15 protein-coding genes are annotated in these 18,883 nt (G+C 72.0%); 13 read left to right on the top strand and 2 right to left on the bottom strand.

Annotated features, from left to right (window positions below; genetic code table 11):
- Window positions 1-13 precede the first annotated feature (13 nt).
- Together OO67_RS30640 and OO67_RS30635 are read left to right on the top strand one after the other, a co-directional pair.
- A complete protein-coding gene (locus tag OO67_RS30640) occupies window positions 14-3,814 on the top strand; it encodes a glycosyltransferase family 2 protein (protein WP_033305053.1) in 3,801 nt (1,266 codons plus the stop codon).
- On the top strand, window positions 3,811-5,355 hold the full coding sequence (locus tag OO67_RS30635; protein WP_033305052.1) for a DUF5719 family protein: 1,545 nt from the start codon (window positions 3,811-3,813) through the stop codon (window positions 5,353-5,355). The genes OO67_RS30640 and OO67_RS30635 overlap by 4 nt, the downstream gene beginning before the upstream one ends.
- Window positions 5,356-5,449: 94 nt before the next feature.
- Here the strand turns inward: OO67_RS30635 and OO67_RS30630 are convergent, their stop codons facing one another.
- The gene (locus tag OO67_RS30630) at window positions 5,450-5,878 is read right to left on the bottom strand and encodes a metallopeptidase family protein (protein WP_078598368.1); all 429 of its coding nucleotides are present in this window, start codon (window positions 5,876-5,878) and stop codon (window positions 5,450-5,452) included.
- Between the two features lie 313 nt (window positions 5,879-6,191).
- Here OO67_RS30630 and OO67_RS30625 point away from each other — a divergent pair, with 313 nt between their 5' ends.
- The 10 genes from OO67_RS30625 (at window position 6,192) to OO67_RS30585 (ending at window position 16,259) form a co-directional block, all read left to right on the top strand.
- Window positions 6,192-6,563 carry a DUF3499 domain-containing protein gene (locus OO67_RS30625; RefSeq protein ID WP_033305050.1) on the top strand — a complete coding sequence of 124 codons (372 nt, stop codon included), beginning with the start codon at window positions 6,192-6,194 and terminating at the stop codon, window positions 6,561-6,563.
- 151 nt (window positions 6,564-6,714) lie between these two features.
- Complete coding sequence (locus OO67_RS30620; RefSeq protein ID WP_033305049.1) at window positions 6,715-8,331, top strand: L-lactate permease; 1,617 nt, start codon at window positions 6,715-6,717, stop codon at window positions 8,329-8,331.
- Window positions 8,332-8,436: 105 nt separating this feature from the next.
- Window positions 8,437-9,804, top strand: coding sequence for a phosphomannomutase/phosphoglucomutase (locus OO67_RS30615; RefSeq protein WP_033305048.1), 1,368 nt, complete (start codon window positions 8,437-8,439; stop codon window positions 9,802-9,804).
- 86 nt (window positions 9,805-9,890) lie between these two features.
- Window positions 9,891-10,025, top strand: coding sequence for a hypothetical protein (locus tag OO67_RS40540; RefSeq protein ID WP_279626913.1), 135 nt, complete (start codon window positions 9,891-9,893; stop codon window positions 10,023-10,025).
- Window positions 10,026-10,095: 70 nt separating this feature from the next.
- Window positions 10,096-10,278, top strand: a complete 183-nt coding sequence (locus OO67_RS30610; protein WP_033305047.1) for a Trm112 family protein — start codon at window positions 10,096-10,098, stop codon at window positions 10,276-10,278.
- 40 nt (window positions 10,279-10,318) lie between these two features.
- Complete coding sequence (locus OO67_RS30605; protein WP_033305046.1) at window positions 10,319-11,455, top strand: SIS domain-containing protein; 1,137 nt, start codon at window positions 10,319-10,321, stop codon at window positions 11,453-11,455.
- 54 nt (window positions 11,456-11,509) lie between these two features.
- Complete coding sequence (gene manA, locus OO67_RS30600) at window positions 11,510-12,700, top strand: mannose-6-phosphate isomerase, class I (RefSeq protein ID WP_033305045.1); 1,191 nt, start codon at window positions 11,510-11,512, stop codon at window positions 12,698-12,700.
- Between the two features lie 87 nt (window positions 12,701-12,787).
- The gene (locus tag OO67_RS30595; protein WP_033305044.1) at window positions 12,788-13,783 is read left to right on the top strand and encodes a cation diffusion facilitator family transporter; all 996 of its coding nucleotides are present in this window, start codon (window positions 12,788-12,790) and stop codon (window positions 13,781-13,783) included.
- A 261-nt stretch (window positions 13,784-14,044) separates the two neighbouring features.
- The gene (ahcY, locus tag OO67_RS30590; protein WP_033305043.1) at window positions 14,045-15,502 is read left to right on the top strand and encodes an adenosylhomocysteinase; all 1,458 of its coding nucleotides are present in this window, start codon (window positions 14,045-14,047) and stop codon (window positions 15,500-15,502) included.
- A 124-nt stretch (window positions 15,503-15,626) separates the two neighbouring features.
- The gene (locus tag OO67_RS30585; protein ID WP_033305042.1) at window positions 15,627-16,259 is read left to right on the top strand and encodes a hypothetical protein; all 633 of its coding nucleotides are present in this window, start codon (window positions 15,627-15,629) and stop codon (window positions 16,257-16,259) included.
- 122 nt (window positions 16,260-16,381) lie between these two features.
- Here the strand turns inward: OO67_RS30585 and OO67_RS30580 are convergent, their stop codons facing one another.
- A complete protein-coding gene (locus OO67_RS30580; protein ID WP_033305041.1) occupies window positions 16,382-17,326 on the bottom strand; it encodes an RDD family protein in 945 nt (314 codons plus the stop codon).
- A gap of 119 nt (window positions 17,327-17,445) precedes the next feature.
- Here OO67_RS30580 and OO67_RS30575 point away from each other — a divergent pair, with 119 nt between their 5' ends.
- The gene (locus OO67_RS30575; RefSeq protein ID WP_033305040.1) at window positions 17,446-18,453 is read left to right on the top strand and encodes a stage II sporulation protein M; all 1,008 of its coding nucleotides are present in this window, start codon (window positions 17,446-17,448) and stop codon (window positions 18,451-18,453) included.
- Window positions 18,454-18,883 lie beyond the last annotated feature (430 nt).

Genomic DNA, 18,883 nt, shown 5'->3' with positions numbered 1-18,883 from the left:
GGCCCGTACCCCGATGTCCGTGCACAGCCACTCGGCGGCGCCGAACGCGGCCGCCGCCGCCCCAGAGTTCCCCCGGCACGTCGTCACCGCCGTGCTCGTCTCGCACGACGGCGCCCGCTGGCTGCCCCGCGTGCTCGCCGGACTGCTCGGGCAGGAGCGCCCCGTCCAGAACGTCGTCGCCGCCGACACCGGCAGCGCCGACGACTCCGCCCGCCTGGTCACCGAGGCGCTCGGCGGCGAGCGCGTCCTCCACCTGGCACGGCGTACGAGCTTCGGCACCGCCGTGGAGGAGGCGACCCGCACGGCGGCGGTGCTCACCCCCGACGACCTGCCGTACCTGAAGCGCCCCAGCGGCTGGGACCCGGTCACCCGCAGCTGGCGCGACGACGCCTACGACCTGCCGGAGCTTCCGCACGGCGAGCCCGTCCAGTGGCTCTGGCTGCTGCACGACGACAGCGCCCCCGAGCCGGCCGCGCTCGCCGAGATGCTCCGGGTCGTCGACAACGACAAGCACGCCGCGATCGTCGGCCCCAAGCTGCGCGGCTGGTACGACCGCAAGCAGCTCCTCGAGGTCGGCGTCTCCATCGCCAACAGCGGTCGCCGCTGGACGGGTCTCGACCGCCGCGAGCAGGACCAGGGACAGCACGACCAGGTCCGCACGGTCCTCTCCGTCTCCTCCGCGGGCATGCTGGTGCGACGCGACGTCTGGGAGGAGCTCGGCGGCTTCGACCGCAGGCTCCCGCTGATGCGCGACGACGTCGACCTCTGCTGGCGCGCGCACATGGCCGGTCACCGGGTGCTCGTCGCCCCCGACGCCGTCCTGCGCCATGCCGAGGCCTCGGCCAGGGAACGCCGGCCCATCGACTGCGCCGGACGCTCCGTCACCAGTCCGCACCGCGTCGACAAGGCGGGCGCCGTCTACACGATGCTCGTCAACGCCCGCGGCAAACAGCTGCCGTGGTCTCTTCTCCGCCTCGTCGTCGGAACCCTCCTGCGCACCCTCGCGTACCTCGTCGGCAAGGTGCCCGGGCAGGCGCTCGACGAGGTCGCCGGACTCCTCGGCACCCTGCTGCGCCCCGGGCGGATCATCGCCGCCCGCCGCGCGCGCGGCCGGGCGACGGTGGACGCGGCAGAACTGCGGTCGCTCTTCCCGCCGCCCGGTGCCACGGTCCGCGCGACCGTCGAACAGGTCGCGGGCAACTTCGGCAGCCGCTCCGACTCCGACTCCGGCGGTTCACGGCACGGAGCCGTCGAGTCCGGGCCCGGCGGTGACGACGCCGACTTCCTGGAGGTCGAGCAGTTCGCGCGGCTCAAGAAGGTCGGCCGGAAGCCCGGCCCCGTGCTCTTCGCGCTCCTCCTCCTCGTCTCCCTCGTGGCCTGCCGGGGACTCCTCGGCAGCGGCGCCCTGGCGGGCGGCGCGCTGCTGCCCGCCCCCGCCGACGTCTCCGACCTCTGGGGGCGCTACGCGGACGGCTGGCACCCTGTCGGCACCGGCGGCACCCAGTCCGCACCGCCCTACCTCGGCGTGATCGCAGCCCTGTCGGCGCTGTTCCTCGGCTCCACAGGCTTCGCGCTCACCGTCCTGCTCGTCTGCTCGGTCCCGCTCGCCGGGCTCACCGCGTACTTCGCCTCCAGGCCGCTGGTCGAGTCCCGGCTCCTGCGGGCCTGGGCGAGCGTCGCGTACGCCTTCCTGCCCGCCGCCACGGGAGCGCTGGCCACCGGGCGTCTCGGCACAGCCGTCCTGGCCGTCCTGCTTCCGCTGATCGCCCGTGCGGCCGTCGCCGCGCACGGGCTGCGGGGCGACGGCTCCACCGCACGCGGCAGCTGGCGCGCCACCTGGGCGTACACCCTGCTGCTCACCCTGACGACGGCCTTCACGCCGGTCGTCTGGCCGCTCGCGGTGGTCCTCGGCATCGGCGTACTTGTGCTGCGCAGGAACGACATCGCCGCCTACGGCCTGCGCTTCCTGGCCACGGCCGGCACCCCGATCCTGGTCCTCGCGCCCTGGTCGCTGTCCCTGCTGACGTCGCCGTCCGGCTTCCTGAAGGAGGCCGGACTCGACATCGGTACGGGCACGGCGTCCGCCCTCGACCTGCTCGGCATCAGTCCGGGCGGTCCCAAGGCCGCGGGCGGAGTCCTGCTGCTGGGCATCGTGCTGGCGGCGCTGGCCGCCCTGCTGCGCGGGGAGCGCCGGTTCGCGATCCGCGCGGCCTGGGCCGTGGTGCTCGTCTCCCTGGCCTTCGCGGGGATCTCCAACGGTTCCACCTGGGCGGGGCCCGCCACGCTCGTCTACGGCATCGCGCTGATCGCCGCGGCTCTGCTCGGGGCGGACGGCGCCCGGATCCGGGTCGCCGCCCTGAGCTTCGGCTGGCGCCAGCCGGTCGCCGCGCTGATCGCCCTGGCCGCCGGGCTGGCCCCGGTCCTGGCCGCGGCAGGCTGGATGATCGGCGGCGCGGCCGGTCCGCTGGAGCGCCGCGACCCGGTGCAGGTGCCCGCCTTCGTCGCGGAGGAGAGCAGTACGCGCGACCAGGCACGCACCCTGGTGCTCGGAGGCACGTCACCGGCGGCCGTCTCGTACAGCCTGGTCCGCGGTTCGGGAGCCCGCCTGGGCGATGCCGAGCTCACCGAGGCGGGTGGCAGCAACACCCATCTCGACAAGGTCGTCGCCAACCTGGTCGCGGGCTCCGGTGCCGACCAGGGCAGCCAGCTCAGTGGCTTCGCCATCCGCTACGTCCTCGTACGGGACGGCGCGCCCCGGCAGATGAGCCGGGTGCTGGACTCGACCCCGGGCCTGAGCCGGCTCAGCCAGCTGGACGGCAGCGCCCTGTGGCGGGTCGACCGCCAGGTCTCCCGGCTCGCGATCGTCCCCTCCGGCGCCGATGCCGAACCCGTACCCGTCGGGTCCCTGCCCGTCGAGGCGCACACCAAGGTCCCGGAGGGCGACTCCGGCCGGGTGCTGAGGATCGCCGACGCGGCCGACCCGGGCTGGCAGGCCACGCTGAACGGCCGCGCGCTGACCCCGAAGACCGTGGACGGCTGGGCGCAGGGATTCGAGCTGCCCGCCGAGGGCGGCACGCTCGACCTGACGTACGACGCGCCCCTCACGCACACCGCCTGGGTCTGGACGCAGGTGGCGCTCGGCGTCGTCCTGGTGGTGCTGGCCCTGCCGGGCCGCCGCCGGGAGATCGACGACGACCTGCCCGAGGAGCCGGAGGCCGTCGCGGCCGAGCCGGTCGCCGGGGAGGGGCGCCGGGCCCGCAGGCTGCGCGCGGCCGCCCAGGCGGAAGCGGCGACGGCGGGCGACGACGTCGCAGGCGCGGCGGTCGCCCAGGACGGCATGGCGACCGGGTACGAGGCGGCCCCCGGCGTTCCGGAGCAGTCGCCGGGGGAGTACATCCCGGCGCAGCAGGCCGCCGACCCGTATGCGGCGGTCCCGGGCGGGCAGGACGGCACCGGCACCTACGCCTCGGTGCCCCAGGACCAGGACGGCACCGGCACCTACGCCGCGGTGCCCCAGCAGAACTACGGGGAGTGGGAGGCGCAGCAGTACCAGGGCGCCGACCACGGCCAGTACCAGGGCGGGCAGGACGCCGGCCAGTACTACCAGGCCGATCCCTACCAGCAGGACCCGTACCAGCAGCAGGGCGCCTACGACCCGTACGGCTACGCCCAGCAGCAGCCCTACGCCACGGGTACGGGCGAAGCCGCCCCGTACGACGGGCACGAAGGGCACGACGAGAACACGACCCCGGGCCAGGGCCCGTGGCAGACCGGCAACGGCAACGGCAACGCATCGCGAGGCGAGTCCGAGTGAAGTCCACCCCCATTTCCCTCATCGCGGGCGTCGTCGCCCTCGCCGCCGTCACCGGTCTGGCCGCGCTCACCGTGCCCGGTGGCGAGGGCGTGGTGGAGGCGAAGGCCGCCGCCCGGCTTCCCGTCGAGCGCTCCAGCCTGCTCTGCCCGGCGCCGAGCACGTCCGACGTGGCGGAGACGACGTACACGTCCTTCACCCCGGCAGGGAAGGACGGCGGAGAGGCCGGTGCCGCCGAACTGAAGCCCGCCGATCCCCTCCCCGCGGACGAGGACGCGCCGGCGGACGAGGAGAAGACCGAGGGGGACGAGGAGAAGGCCGACGCGGACGAGGAGAAGGTGCCGGACGGCAAGCCCGTGATCTCCCTCAAGGACCTCGGCAAGCCGGCCACCGCCGACACCTCCAAGTCCGACGCTCCCGCTCTGGTCGGCACCGCCACCGGCAGGCTCGCGCCCGGCTGGACCGCCCAGCAGACCACCACGGCCGCAGCGGGAGGCGCACGCGGTCTGCTCGGTGTCAGCTGCACCGCCCCCGACACGGACTTCTGGTTCCCGGGGGCGAGCACCGGGGAGGGCCGCCAGGACTACGTCCACCTGACCAATCCCGACGACACCGCCGCCGTCGCCGACATCGAGCTGTACGGCGCCGAGGGCCCCCTCGAGTCCGCGGTGGGGGAGGGCATCACGGTTCCGGCGAGGTCGAGCGTCCCGATGCTGATCTCCACCCTGACCGGCGAGGCCGCGGAGAACGTGACCGTCCACGTCACCACCCGGACGGGACGGGTCGGCGCGGTCGTCAGCGCGGCGGAGGACGAGGTGGGCAGCGACTGGCTGGCCGCCTCCGCCGATCCGGCGGGCACGCAGATCCTGCCCGGGATCCCGGCCGACGCGACCTCCGTGCGCCTGGTGGCGTTCGCGCCCGGGGAGGCCGACGCCGATGTGAAGGTCCAGCTCCTGGGCAAGACCGGGCCGCTGTCACCGGCCGGGAACGCCACCCTGCACATCAAGTCGCAGATGACCGCGAGCGTCGACCTCAAGGACGTCACCCGCGGGGAGCCCGGCTCGCTCCGGCTGTCGCCCACCGACGGCAGCACCACTCCGGTGGTCGCCGCACTGCGCGTGGTGCGGGGCACCGGGGCCAAGCAGGAGGTCGCCTTCATCCCGGCGACCGGCCCCGTAGGCGAACGGGCGAGCGTCGCCGACAACCGGGCGAAGGGCTCCGTGCTCTCCCTGACCGCCCCCGGCGAGACGGCCGAGGTCAAGGTCACGGCGTCGGCGGGCAGCGGCGGCGGCGAGGCGACGGCCAAGACCTACACGGTCAAGGGCGGAACGACGATGGAGATCACGCCGGAGGTCCCGGCCGGCCTCAAGGGCGGCTACGCGCTGACGGTGGAGCCGGAGTCGGGCGGCCCGGTGCACGCCGCCCGCACCCTCACGATCGCGGAGGGCGGGGTCGGCATGTTCACCGTGCAGACCCTGCCGGACGACGAGGGCGCGGTCGAGGTGCCCGCAGTGGAGCAGGACCTGTCGGTCCTGGACGACTGACGGCCGCAGCGGGGGCGGTTCAGCGTCCTCCGTCGGGATCAGGCTGGGGCAGGGAGCGGTGCCAGGCCACGCGAGCCGTGATCCGGACGATGCCCTAGTCCTGCCCGTAGCGCGGGTCCACCGACTCGGGCGAGAGGCCGAGCAGCTCCGCGACCTGCTCGACCACGACCTCGTGCACCAGCAGAGCACGCTCGTCGCGGGTCTTGGTGCGGATCTCGACGGGGCGCCGGTAGACGACGATCTGCGCGGGCTGTCCCTTCACGGCGGACAGGGCGCGCCCCAGCGGCACGGTCTCCTCCAGCGAACCCGGCACGTCGAGGACCAGGAAGTCGACATCCGCCAGCTGCGGCCAGCGTCGCTCCAGCCGCTCCACGGAGTCCTGGACGAGATCGCGGAAGCTCTCCGCCCTGCTGACGGACAGCGGCACCTGGGGCGGCGCGACCGGTCCGCGCATGCCGCGGCCATGGCGGTCGCGGCGACGGGGCCGCGGCTCGGACGGGTGGGGCGGTACGGGACTGTCCATCACCGACGCAGCGTAACCCTCCTCGGGCCGGGTCGATCACGGCTTCTCCGTAGGCCCGCCGGATGTCCGGAGATGAACATTCCGGCCAGGTCCGAGAGCGGTTCCGGACCTTGCCGCGACCGCGGACCTTCTGCCGAACGACCGCTTGCGTTCGCCCCCGGCGACCGCGCCCGGTCCCGCGCGCACCGGTTGCCCCGCAGGTCGGAGCGGCCGCGCCGGAGCCCTGCCGGGCCCGGTCCACGGGGCGACACGAGGGGGTGAGCTGAGGGAGAGTCGTCGCAGCCCGCTCAAGAGTGCGGTACCGTCCAACATCGTGAGCCCTGTACGTCGCTGTTCGCGAACCGCGTGCGGCCGTCCCGCCGTCGCGACACTGACGTACGTCTATGCCGACTCGACCGCGGTCCTCGGCCCGCTCGCCACCTATGCCGAGCCCCACTGCTACGACCTGTGCGCCGAGCACGGTGAGCGGCTCACCGCGCCACGCGGCTGGGAGGTCCTCCGGCTCTCCGACCCCTCGGCCCCCACCCGTCCCAGCGGTGACGATCTCGAAGCGCTCGCCAACGCCGTGCGCGAGGCGGCCCGGCCTCAGGACCGGCCGCAGGGCGGCAGGGGACCGCGAGCGGCGGACCCGGTGGAGGTCGCGCGCAGGGGGCACCTCCGGGTGCTGCGCTCCCCGGACTCCTGACACACCTCCTGCCTCTTCGGTCCCACCCGTCACCTCTGCGTACCGGAAGAAGTTTTCCGGTACGGAGCATTGACGCTGCCTTGTCGCGGACACGACCATTCCCCCACCCGTGAGAGATCGCTTCCGCATCACGGAATCCGGGGAGGTCTGTGTGTTTGTCCAGCAACTCGAACCCGTAGCCGATTCGCTCGTTCTGTCCGCTCTCGTCGCTTCCTTGCCGCTGGTGACCGTGCTGGTTCTGCTCGGCGCCGTCCGCATGAAGGCCCACCGGGCCGGACTCATCGGGCTCGCCGTCGCCGTGCTCGTCGCATGGTCGGCGTTCGGCATGCCCGTCGGGCAGACCCTGTCCGCGGGTGCGCAAGGCGTTCTCTTCGGGCTCTTCCCCATCATGTGGATCGTCGTCAACGCCCTCTGGGTGTACCGGATGACCGTGCGCACCCAGCACTTCGACATCCTGCGACGCTCCTTCGGCCGGGTCTCCGACGACCCCCGCATCCAGGCGCTGGTCATCGCCTTCTGTTTCGGAGCGCTCCTCGAGGCGCTGGCCGGCTTCGGCGCACCCGTCGCGATCTGCTCGGTCATGCTCGTCGCACTCGGCTTCGACCCGGTGAAGGCCGCCGTCGTCTCGCTGGTCGCCAACACCGCGCCCGTCGCCTTCGGCGCCATGGGCACGCCCGTGGTGACGCTCGCCCAGGTGACCGGGCTGCCGCTGGACGCCGTCGCCACGGTCGTCGGCCGCCAGACACCCTTGCTCGCCCTCGTCGTCCCGCTGATCCTGGTCTTCCTCGTCGACGGCAGAAGGGGCCTGCGGGAGACCTGGCTGCCCGCCCTCGTCTGCGGAGTGGCCTTCGCCGTCGCGCAGTTCGCCGCCTCCAACTACGTCTCCGCCCAGCTCGCCGACATCGCGGCGGCCCTCGCCGGCGCGGGCGCGCTGATCGCCCTCCCGGGCGCCCGCAGGCCCGCCGGTGAACCCGTACGCGCGGCGGTGCTGACGGGTGTGCGCAGCGAGGACCTGGACCAGGAGGACCCGCGCCGCGAGGTCCTGCGCGCCTACGCCCCGTACGCCCTGATCGTCGCGGTGTTCTCCGTCGCCCAGATCCCGCCCGTGAAGCGGCTGCTGGCCGGGGCCACACGCGTCTTCGACTGGCCGTTCCTCGATGTCGCGGGGCCCGACGGCGAACCGGTCGGCGCCAACGTGTTCTCCCTCCCGCTCCTCGGCACGGGCGGCACCCTCGTCCTGCTCGCGGGCCTGGTCACCGCCGTCGTGCTCGGCGTACGAGCCGGTGTCGCCGCGCGGGAGTGGGCGGCCACCGTGCACGAACTGCGCTACGCGATCCTCACCGTGACGTCCGTGCTCGCCCTCGCCTACGTCATGAACCTCTCCGGGCAGGCCGCCACCATCGGCCAGTCCGTCGCCGCGGCAGGCGCCGGACTCGCCTTCCTCTCACCCGTGCTCGGCTGGTTCGGCGTCGCCGTGTCCGGCTCCGACACCTCTGCCAACGCCCTCTTCGGCGCCCTCCAGGTGTCAGCCGCGCGGGAGTCCGGCCTGTCGCCGGAGCTCCTCGCCGCCGCCAACAGCTCCGGGGGCGTGCTGGGCAAGATGATCTCCCCGCAGAATCTGACGATCGCCTGCGCCGCCGTCGGGCTCGCCGGGCGTGAGGGCGATCTGCTGCGCAAGGTCCTGCCGTGGAGCCTCGGCCTGCTGCTGGTGATGTGCCTGGTCGTGATGGCGCAGAGCACGGCGGTGCTGGGCTGGATGCTTCCCTGACCGCGGCCGGGAGGGCGGCGGTGCCGGGCAGGCCGCTCCCCTGACGGAGGGCTCCGGCCCGCCGGGTAGTTTGGGCGGTCCGTAAAGATCCCAGGAGGACCGGCCGTGGTTGCTGACCTGTCGCAGCTCGTGAAGGCGTACGACGTGCGCGGAGTCGTGCCCGACCAGTGGGACGAGCCGCTCGCCGAACTCTTCGGTGCCGCGTTCGTCCAGGTCACCGAGGCGGACGCCATCGTGATCGGCCACGACATGCGGCCGTCCTCGCCCGGCCTGGCCGCGGCCTTCGCCCGTGGGGCGACGGCACGCGGCGCCGACGTCACCCTCATCGGGCTCTGCTCGACGGACCAGCTGTACTACGCGTCCGGAGCACTGGACCTGCCCGGAGCGATGTTCACGGCCTCGCACAACCCGGCGCGGTACAACGGCATCAAGCTCTGCCGCGCCGGCGCCGCGCCCGTGGGCCAGGACACCGGTCTGACCGAGATCCGCACGCTGGTCGAGAAGTGGTCGGACCACGGCCTCCCCGCCACGGCCGCCACCACCCCGGGCACGGTCACCGAGCGCGACACCCTCACCGACTATGCCGCGCACCTGCTGGGCCTCGTAGGCCTCTCCGGGATCCGGCCGCTCAAGGTCGTCGTCGACGCGGGGAACGGCATGGGCGGCCACACCGTCCCCACCGTCTTCGAGGGCCTCCCCCTGGACCTCGTACCCATGTACTTCGAGCTCGACGGCACCTTCCCCAACCACGAGGCCAACCCGCTCGACCCGAAGAACATCGTCGACCTCCAGGCCCGCGTCCTCGCCGAGGGCGCCGACCTCGGCCTCGCCTTCGACGGCGACGCCGACCGCTGCTTCGTCGTCGACGAGCGCGGCCAAGGCGTGTCCCCGTCCGCGATCACGGCCCTGGTGGCCGCCCGTGAACTGGCCCGCAACGGCGGCAGGGGAACGGTGATCCACAACCTGATCACCTCCTGGTCCGTCCCCGAAGTCGTACGGGAGAACGGCGGAACGCCCGTCCGTACGCGCGTCGGCCACTCCTTCATCAAGGCCGAGATGGCCGAGCACGGCGCGATCTTCGGCGGCGAGCACTCCGCGCACTACTACTTCCGCGACTTCTGGAACGCCGATACGGGCATGCTCGCCGCCCTCCACGTCCTCGCGGCGCTGGGCGGCCAGGAGGGCCCGCTCTCCGGGCTCCTCGACCGGTACGACCGCTACACGGGCTCCGGCGAGATCAACTCCACGGTCGACGACCAGGCAGGCCGGCTGACGGCGATCAGGGCGGCCTACGACGACCGCGACGACGTGCGCTTCGACGAGCTCGACGGACTCACGGTGACCGGCACCGACTGGTGGTTCAACCTCCGGGCCTCCAACACCGAGCCCTTGCTGCGTCTGAACGTCGAGGCGCGCGACGAGAGGACGATGGCGGCGGTCCGCGACGAGGTCCTCACGCTCGTCCGCGCGTGACCGGGACGAGCGTGGGCACACGAACCGTGGGCACACGAACCGTGGGCACACGAACCGTGGGCACACGAACCGTGGACACATGAACCGTGGACACACGAACCGTGGACACCGTGGAGACGCCCACGGTGCCCGCACCGCCCGCCGCGTACATGCCGCCCGACGCATGCCCCGTCGTGCGGGGCCTGCCGGGCCGCGGCCCTCTCGGCCCGGCGGTAGGCTGACCACGCATTCCGCGGACCCGAACCGGGGTCCGTACCGGATCCGCACCGCATGCCCGAAGGGACCCACCCCATGCCGCTCGAAGCCGGCCTCCTGCAGATCCTCGCCTGCCCGGCCTGCCACGCCGGGCTCGACGACCGGTCCGCGGCCGAGAACCCCGAGCTGGTCTGCACCGGCACGGACTGCGGTCTCGCCTACCCGGTGCGGGACGGCATCCCGGTACTCCTCGTCGACGAGGCCCGCCGCCCCGCGTAACCCGCACCCTGATCAGCACGGTGATCGGAGGCCCACCAAAATGCTCGACGAGTCGCTGCTCGACGCACCGGAAGCCCTGGCCCGAGCCGACAGGAGAGGGCTGCTGCGCGGCGCCGCCGAGGCCGGAGCCCGCGTCCGCACAGCCGCCCGGCACGCCGCCGAGGCGGGAATCGGCGCCCTGGCCCCCGAAGGCCGGCCCCGCGCCGTCCTCGTCGCGGGACCCGGCACCGCCGCGGCCGGCGTCGCCGACCTGATCGGCGCCCTCGCCGGAGCCTCCGCGCCCGTCACCGCGATCCGCCCCACCGGGGTCGCGGCAGCCGCCGGAGCACTGCGCTGGGCCCTGCCCGGCTGGGCCGGATCCGTGGACCTGCTGCTCATCGCCACGGCCGACGGTTCGGAACCCGGCCTCGCCCTCCTCGCCGAGCAGGCGTACCGCCGAGGCTGCACGGTCGTCGCCGTCGCGCCCGTCCGGTCCCCGCTCCGCGAAGCCGTCGACGGGGTCCACGGACTCGTCGTACCCATGGCGGCCGCCCCGCACGGCGAGTACGACGCCGAGACGTCGGCGGCGGGACCCGGCACACTCTGGGCCCTGCTCACCCCGCTGCTCGCCCTGCTCGACCGGGTGGGCCTGGTCGACGCGCCCCCGGAGACGCTGCAGAAGGTCGCCGACCGCCTCGACCGCACCGCCGAGCGCTGTGGGCCCGCCATCGCCACCTACAGCAACCCGGCCAAGACCCTCGCCGCGGAACTCGCCGACAGTCTGCCCCTCGTCTGGACGGAGGGTGAGGCCGCCGGCCCGGTCGGGCGCCGCTTCGCCGCCGTCCTGGCCGAGCTCGCAGGCCGCCCGGCGCTCGTGGCCGAGCTGCCGGAGGCGCTGCCGTCCCACGGAGGGCTGCTCGCCGGAGCGTTCGCCGCCGGAGCCGACCCCGACGACTTCTTCCGCGACCGGGTGGACGAGCCCGAAGCCATGCGCGCCCGGGTCGTCCTGCTCCGCGACCGGCCCACCGGCGGCCTGACCGCGAGTCCGGCCGCCCGCGAGCTCGCCCTGAGCCACGACACCGCCATCAGCGAACTGGAACCCGAGGAGGGCAGCGAGCTCGAAGCCCTCGCCGAGCTCCTCGCGGTCACCGATTTCGCCGCCGTCTACGCCTCCCTGGCCTCCGACAACCGGGCCTGACGGCCCGGCTCCCCCGGGCACCACGCCCCGCGCATCCCACGAGGACGAATCTCCATGGACCGGCTCTCCAACACCGTGCGCCCCTACGCCTGGGGGTCGGTCACGGCCATCCCCGAGCTGCTCGGCACAGCCCCGACCGGCGAACCTCAGGCCGAGATGTGGATGGGAGCCCACCCGGGAGCCCCTTCACGCCTCACCCGCCCCGCCGCAGCGGACACCGCGAGTTCCGGGACGGGCGAGCAGTCCCTCACGGACGTCATCGCGGCCGACCCCGAGCGTGAACTCGGCACCGCGGCCGTCCGCGCCTTCGGCCCCCGTCTCCCCTTCCTCCTCAAGCTGCTCGCGGCCGGCGCCCCGCTCTCCCTCCAGGTCCACCCCGACCTCGCGCAGGCACAGCAGGGCTTCGCGGACGAGGAGCGCCGGGGCGTCCCGGCCGACGCGCCGCACCGCACCTACAAGGACGCCAACCACAAGCCCGAACTGATCTGCGCGCTCACGCACTTCGAAGGACTCTGCGGCTTCCGCAGGCCCGCCGAGGCAGCCGGCCTGATAGCCGCCCTCGGCGTCGACTCCCTCAAGCCCTACGTGGACCTGCTCCGTGCCCGGCCCGAGGACGGGGCCCTGCGTGAGGTGCTCACCGCGATCCTCACCGCCGACCCCGACGAGATGGCGCACACGGTGGCCGAAGCGGCCGAGGCGGCGGAACGGCTCGGCGGCGCCCACGCTCCGTACGCCCAGATCGCCCACCACTACCCCGGCGATCCGGGCGTCATCGCGGCGATGCTGCTGAACCACGTGGAACTCCAGCCCGGCGAGGCCATGTTCCTCGGCGCCGGCGTGCCGCACGCCTATCTCGGCGGCCTGGGTGTCGAGATCATGGCCAACTCCGACAACGTGCTGCGCTGCGGTCTCACCCCCAAGCACGTCGACGTCCCCGAACTGCTGCGCATCGTCCGCTTCGAAGCAACCGAACCCGGCATCCTGCGCCCCGAGGCCGCGCCCAGCGGTGAGGAGCTGTACGAGACACCGGTCGACGAATTCAGGCTGTCCCGTTACGTCCTGCCGCCCGGCGGGACCTCCGTCGACCTGACCGCCGCCACGCCCCAGATCCTTCTCTGCACGGCAGGAGCCCCCCAGGCGGGGGAGATGGCCCTCGCGCCCGGCGAATCCGTGTTCGTCCCGGCGGGCGAAACGGTCGAAGTCGCCGGTACGGGCACGCTGTTCCGTGCGACCGTGGTGGTCTGACGTACGGTCCGCACCAGCGGCTGCAACAATGTCCGGCCGTACCGCGGCGCCCGTGCCGCAGCACCTAGGAAGGGACACCAGGCACCCATGAGCGCGTCAGGCGGAACCAAGGCGATCGTGGCGGCACTCGCCGCCAACCTCGCCATCGCAGTGGCCAAATTCGTGGCGTTCCTCTTCAGCGGCTCGTCGTCGATGCTGGCGGAGAGCGTCCACTCGCTGGCCGACTCGGGCAACCAGGGGCTCCTGCTGATCGGTGGCAAGAAGGCCCAGCGGGAGGCGACCCCTCAGCACCCCTTCGGCTACGGGCGCGAGCGCTACATCTACGCCTTCCTCGTCTCCATCGTGCTGTTCTCGGTCGGTGGCATGTTCGCGATCTACGAGGGCTACGAGAAGATCAAGCACCCGCACGAGATCGAGGCCTGGTACTGGCCGGTCGGTGTTCTCGTCTTCGCGATCATCGCCGAGTGCTTCTCCTTCCGTACGGCCATCGCGGAGTCCAACGCGATCCGCGGCAAGCTGTCCTGGACGCAGTTCGTCCGTCGCTCCAAGGCGCCCGAGCTTCCCGTCGTCCTCCTCGAGGACCTCGGCGCGCTCGTCGGCCTGATCCTGGCCCTCGCCGGCGTCGGCCTTGCGCTGGGCACCGGCAACGGGGTGTGGGACGGCATCGGCACCCTGTGCATCGGCATCCTGCTGATCGTGATCGCGATCGTCCTGGCCGCCGAGACGAAGTCCCTGCTGCTGGGTGAGGCGGCGGGCGTCGAGGACGTCGAGAAGATCCAGGCCTCGCTGGTCGACGGCGACACCGTCACCCGCATCATCCACATGCGCACCCTCCACCTCGGGCCGGAGGAGCTGCTGGTGGCCGCCAAGATCGCGGTGCGGGCCGAGGAGTCCGCCGCCGAGGTCGCGGAAGCGATCGACGCCGCGGAGAACCGGATCCGTGAGGCCGTCCCGATCGCCCGGGTCATCTACCTCGAGCCCGACATCTACGACGAGTCGGCCGCTGCGGCAGGCACCGACCCGGGCAAGGTCCCGGGCGGTCCCGTGTCGCCCGACGGCGCACCGGCCGGATCCAGCCACTGATCCACTGAGGATCAGCCCCGAACGGCCCCGTGACCCACTCCGCCGACCAGGCGGGCTGGGGCTCACTGGGCCGTTCGGTGTAGATTCGGGGGAGTACCAGACGTCGCTGCTGATGGCGGTCGATCGGTCCGCAGGAGCGGGCCGGCCGAGGGAGAGAGGGCCTCCGACGGACTGCACTGCGGATCGCCCGGGCATTCGTGTGCCCGTGGCCGCCGCAGAGCCAGCCACCCACCCTCGACCCACTACGAGGAGCAGCCCGTTATGACGACGGCCGCCAATCGCCAGGACTTCAAGGTCGCAGACCTTTCCCTCGCCGCCTACGGGCGCAAGGAGATCACCCTCGCCGAGCACGAGATGCCCGGCCTGATGTCGATCCGCAAGGAGTACACCGAGGCCCAGCCGCTGGCCGGCGCCCGGATCACCGGCTCCCTGCACATGACCGTGCAGACCGCGGTGCTCATCGAGACCCTGGTCGCCCTGGGTGCCGAGGTCCGCTGGGCCTCCTGCAACATCTACTCGACCCAGGACCACGCCGCCGCAGCGATCGCGGTCGGCCCGAACGGCACCCCGGACGCCCCCGCGGGCGTCCCGGTCTACGCCTGGAAGGGCGAGACCCTCGAGGAGTACTGGTGGTGCACGGAGCAGGCTCTGACCTGGCCCAACACCCCCACCGGCGGACCGAACATGATCCTCGACGACGGTGGTGACGCCACCCTCCTCGTCCACAAGGGCGTCGAGTTCGAGAAGGCCGGCGAGGCCCCGGACCCGTCGACCGCGGACAGCGAGGAGTACGCCTACATCCTCACCCTGCTGAACCGCACCCTCGGCGAGGCGCCGCAGAAGTGGACCCAGCTGGCGTCCGAGATCCGCGGCGTGACCGAGGAGACCACGACCGGCGTGCACCGCCTGTACGAGATGCACCGCGACGGCACCCTCCTGTTCCCGGCGATCAACGTCAACGACGCCGTCACCAAGTCGAAGTTCGACAACAAGTACGGCTGCCGCCACTCGCTGATCGACGGCATCAACCGCGCCACCGACGTCCTGATCGGCGGCAAGACCGCCGTCGTCTGCGGCTACGGCGACGTGGGCAAGGGCTGCGCGGAGTCCCTCCGCGGCCAGGGCGCACGGGTGATCATCACGGAGATCGACCCGATCTGCGCCCTGCAGGCCGCGATGGACGGCTACCAGGTCACGACGCTGGACGACGTGGTGGAGACCGCGGACATCTTCGTCACGACGACGGGCAACAAGGACATCATCATGGCCTCCGACATGGCCCGGATGAAGCACCAGGCCATCGTCGGCAACATCGGCCACTTCGACAACGAGATCGACATGGCCGGTCTGGCGAAGATCGACGGAGTCGTCAAGGACGAGGTCAAGCCGCAGGTCCACACCTGGACGTTCCCGGACGGCAAGGTCCTGATCGTGCTGTCCGAGGGCCGCCTGCTGAACCTCGGCAACGCCACCGGTCACCCCTCGTTCGTCATGTCCAACTCGTTCGCGGACCAGACCCTGGCCCAGATCGAGCTGTTCACCAAGCCCGAGGCCTACCCGACCGACGTCTACGTGCTGCCGAAGCACCTGGACGAGAAGGTCGCCCGTCTCCACCTCGACGCGCTGGGCGTGAAGCTGACGACCCTCCGCCAGGAGCAGGCCGACTACATCGGTGTCCCGGTCGAGGGCCCGTACAAGTCGGACCTCTACCGCTACTGAGCCGGCCGTCGGCCGACGGCCGGCACAGCTCTCAGCAGCAGGTCCGAGCGCAGGCCCCCGCACCCCCGTGTCGGGGGCCTGCCCCGTACCGCACCCGCACAGCCAGAGGAACCCGAAGGACCCCATGCCCCGCGGCCGTTATTCGCTCCACGATCTCCACGACCACACCCCCCTCGGCGAAGAACACTTCCACTGCGCGCCCGGCCCTTCCGGCTGGCGCTACGTCTCCCAGACCACGGGCACCTCGGGCGCCCACCTGGGTTCCGTCGATCTGGCCCTGGACGAACTCGGCCGCCCCATCCGCCTCGAACTGCACGCATCGAGCTGGCAGATCCGTGGCGCAGCCCTCGACGGGGTCACCTGGGTACGGACCGACCCCGCCGGCACCCATGCCACCGAAGGCAATGTCCGCGCCCACACCTTCTCCGGCACGTCCCCCGCTTTCCTCGTCTCCCTCGCCCGGCTCCTGCGCCTCACCCCCGATTCCCCCGCGACCCGCGTCCGCCTGGTCACCTTCACGGACCCGGTTCTCGCCCCCCGTACCGTCGACCAGTCCTGGTCCCTGCTGAACAGTGAAGCGCACGCCACTGACAACGGACCCCTGATCGTGGACGAGTACCAGGTCAACGCACTGGACACGGGTGATCAGCACACCGTGCACATCGCGGGTGACGTGGTGCTGGCGGCGCCGGGCATCGAGCTGGAGCACCTCGAATCCCCGCCCTCGGTCATGTCCCGTCCGCCGGACGGTTCTTGAGGCCGCACGTGGGGCGGCCGGGTGACGGCCGACGCGGCCGCGCTCACGCGGTGGGGCTCGGACCGTCCGACTTCAGCCGGTGAGACACGTTCAGGCGGTATGAAGCGCGCGCGGTACGGAGCTCAGGCGGGCGGGGCGAATCCGGTAGGAGGCGGCCCCTCGGGCGCGCTCCGGGTGGAGTCCTGTGTCGAATCCAGCGTCGGGGAAAACGCCGAGGTCCTACTGCTATCTGTCCGCCCGGCCTCCACCGGCCGGCCACCGGAGACGTCCCGACCCACGGGAACGGGCCGGATTCCCGGCACCTCTCCGGTGCGGCCCGCGGCCGCGACCACCCGCCGGACGTCCCGCTGCTGCCGTTCGTTCACCACGGCCGCCAGATAAGCAGCCGCCGGCACACCCTGAGGGACCGGAACGCCCGTGCGTGCGGCGAGATCCCAGGACAGCTGCTGGGCCATGGACCCGCGCACCGTGACATCGAGCTGGTTCATCCGCGTCAGGTACTGCCGTACAGCGAGCCAGAGGCCATCCGGTACGCCCGAAAGGTCCAGCTGGGCGAACCGTCCCACGAGCCATGGCGGTGGCGGCGGCACGGCGAGAGACCGCCCGGCAGGCACCCGCTCACGTACGACGAGCGTTCCCGCGAACACGTCACCGAGCCGACGGCCCCGCGCTGACACCAGAGAGGCGATGCAGCCCACGACTCCGAAGGTCCCGAGAATCTCGACCATGCCCATCGCTCCCCGAACAAGCGCGTGCCGGAAGCGGATCGGTCCGCCGTCGTCCCGCACCACGCGGAGTCCGCAGGCGAGTTTTCCGAGTGAACGGCCGTGCGTGAGCGTCTCGACCGCGACCGGCCCACCCACCAGCACCAGGAGGAACGTGGCGACGGCGATCGCCGCGACCGCGGCTTCGTCGAGGGTCGCGGTCGCCACGGCCAGACCGACGGACAGCAGAACGAACACCGTCAGCAGTACAGCGAGATCGATGGCGATCGCCAAGGCCCGGCTGGGCAGCCTCGCCGGCCGCAATCCCAGTACCACCGCGTCTCCGGTCACGAGCTCATCCATCGCCACCCACCCCTCGCCGCCCTTCCCTGCCCCTCGGGACCACAGTCTGCCAAGCTGACACGCAGCGCACCGCCGTAGTTCGGACCCGTACGCCCCCATGCCTGGAGCAGAAGCCGACCATGGACCTCGACGTCTTCGTGACAACCCACCGCATCGAGTGGGACCGCCTGGACCATCTTCTGCACCGGGGGCGCAGCCTGACGGGTGCGGAGGCCGACGAGCTCGTCGCCCTGTACCAGCGCACCGCCACCCATCTGTCCATGATCCAGTCCAGCGCCCCGGATCCCCTGCTGACCGCTCGCCTCACCCAGCTGGTGGCCCGAGCGCGCTCCACCGTGACCGGGACCCGCCGGGCTTCGTGGCGGGACGCCACACGCTTCCTGACCGCAGGCTTCCCCGCGGCCGTCTACCGTTCCCGGCACTGGTGGATTCCCACAGCAGTGCTCTCCACACTGCTCACGGCCGTCATCGGCTGGTGGATCGGCGTACATCCGGAGGTCCAGGCGTCGATCGGGGCCCCGGATGACCTGCGCGCTCTGACCCGTCCCGGTGGCGAGTACGAGACGTACTACTCCAGCCACCCGGCCGCGTCGTTCGCCGCCCAGGTCTGGACGAACAATGCGCAGGCGGCAGCCTTGTGCCTGGTGCTGGGGGCGTTCCTCGGCGTACCGGTGATCTGGATCCTCTTCCTCAACGTGCTCAACCTCGCCGTGGGCATCGGCCTGATGTCCTCCGCCGGCCGTCTGGACACCTTCCTCGGGCTCGTCCTGCCACACGGGCTGCTCGAGCTCACCGCCGTCTTCGTCGCAGCGGGCACGGGCCTCCGCCTCGGCTGGACAGTCATCGATCCGGGCCCACGCACCCGCCGCTCGGCTCTGGCCCAGCAGGGCCGAGCGGCGATAGGCATGGCCATCGGCCTGGCACTGGTGCTGTTCGTCTCCGGAGTCATAGAAGGCTTCGTCACCCCGTCGGGCCTGCCCACCTGGGCCCGCATCACCATCGGCGTGGCGGCTGAGCTGGCCTTTCTCGCCTACGTCTATGTCCTGGGGGGCCGCGCGGCCCGCGCGGGGGACACAGGAGACGTGGAGGACCGGGAGCGCAGCGCGGAGCTTCCCGCCGCAGCCTGAGGGCCTGATGTGCGTGTGGGGGCTCTGACCTGCTAGTCTCCAGCTTGCCCACAAAGACTGTTGACACGGTCTGCGTGGAGAGGTAGATTTTAACGGTTCCAACGAGTTGGACAGCTCGTGCGGGAACGTCTAAAGTTCATCTCGCTCGTGCGGAGGACCTGGTTCCCGCAGAGCCGATCGATTCTTCTCTTTCAAGCAGACAGCCGGATTCGCTTCGGCCGAATTGCTTCTGATAAAGTCGAGTCAGCCGAAAGGCAAAGACCACTCCACAGGTCATCGGAATCGAATTCGAACCGGAAACGGAACGGAAAAGAGTCTGGTAAAGTTGGAATCGCCGGAAAGGGAAACGCGAAAGCGAAGAACTGGAAAGCGAATGAGCAGGAACCCGCTTCGGCCGGGAATCGGACACGAAAGAGTCTGATAGAGTCGG

Source organism: Streptomyces atroolivaceus (assembly GCF_000717025.1).
In the GTDB taxonomy this organism is placed as follows: Bacteria; Actinomycetota; Actinomycetes; order Streptomycetales; family Streptomycetaceae; genus Streptomyces; species Streptomyces atroolivaceus.
This window is presented reverse-complemented; position numbering and strand designations above follow the sequence as displayed.

What these genes read in the sequence shown, in the direction of transcription:
- OO67_RS30640 (WP_033305053.1), top strand. Translation starts at nt 14, where the DNA reads ATGTCCGTGCACAGCCACTCGGCGGCGCCGAACGCGGCCGCCGCCGCC.
- OO67_RS30630 (WP_078598368.1), bottom strand. Translation starts at nt 5,878, where the DNA reads ATGGACAGTCCCGTACCGCCCCACCCGTCCGAGCCGCGGCCCCGTCGC.
- OO67_RS30610 (WP_033305047.1), top strand. Translation starts at nt 10,096, where the DNA reads ATGCCGCTCGAAGCCGGCCTCCTGCAGATCCTCGCCTGCCCGGCCTGC.
- OO67_RS30605 (WP_033305046.1), top strand. Translation starts at nt 10,319, where the DNA reads ATGCTCGACGAGTCGCTGCTCGACGCACCGGAAGCCCTGGCCCGAGCC.
- manA (WP_033305045.1), top strand. Translation starts at nt 11,510, where the DNA reads ATGGACCGGCTCTCCAACACCGTGCGCCCCTACGCCTGGGGGTCGGTC.
- OO67_RS30595 (WP_033305044.1), top strand. Translation starts at nt 12,788, where the DNA reads ATGAGCGCGTCAGGCGGAACCAAGGCGATCGTGGCGGCACTCGCCGCC.
- ahcY (WP_033305043.1), top strand. Translation starts at nt 14,045, where the DNA reads ATGACGACGGCCGCCAATCGCCAGGACTTCAAGGTCGCAGACCTTTCC.
- OO67_RS30585 (WP_033305042.1), top strand. Translation starts at nt 15,627, where the DNA reads ATGCCCCGCGGCCGTTATTCGCTCCACGATCTCCACGACCACACCCCC.
- OO67_RS30580 (WP_033305041.1), bottom strand. Translation starts at nt 17,326, where the DNA reads ATGGATGAGCTCGTGACCGGAGACGCGGTGGTACTGGGATTGCGGCCG.
- OO67_RS30575 (WP_033305040.1), top strand. Translation starts at nt 17,446, where the DNA reads ATGGACCTCGACGTCTTCGTGACAACCCACCGCATCGAGTGGGACCGC.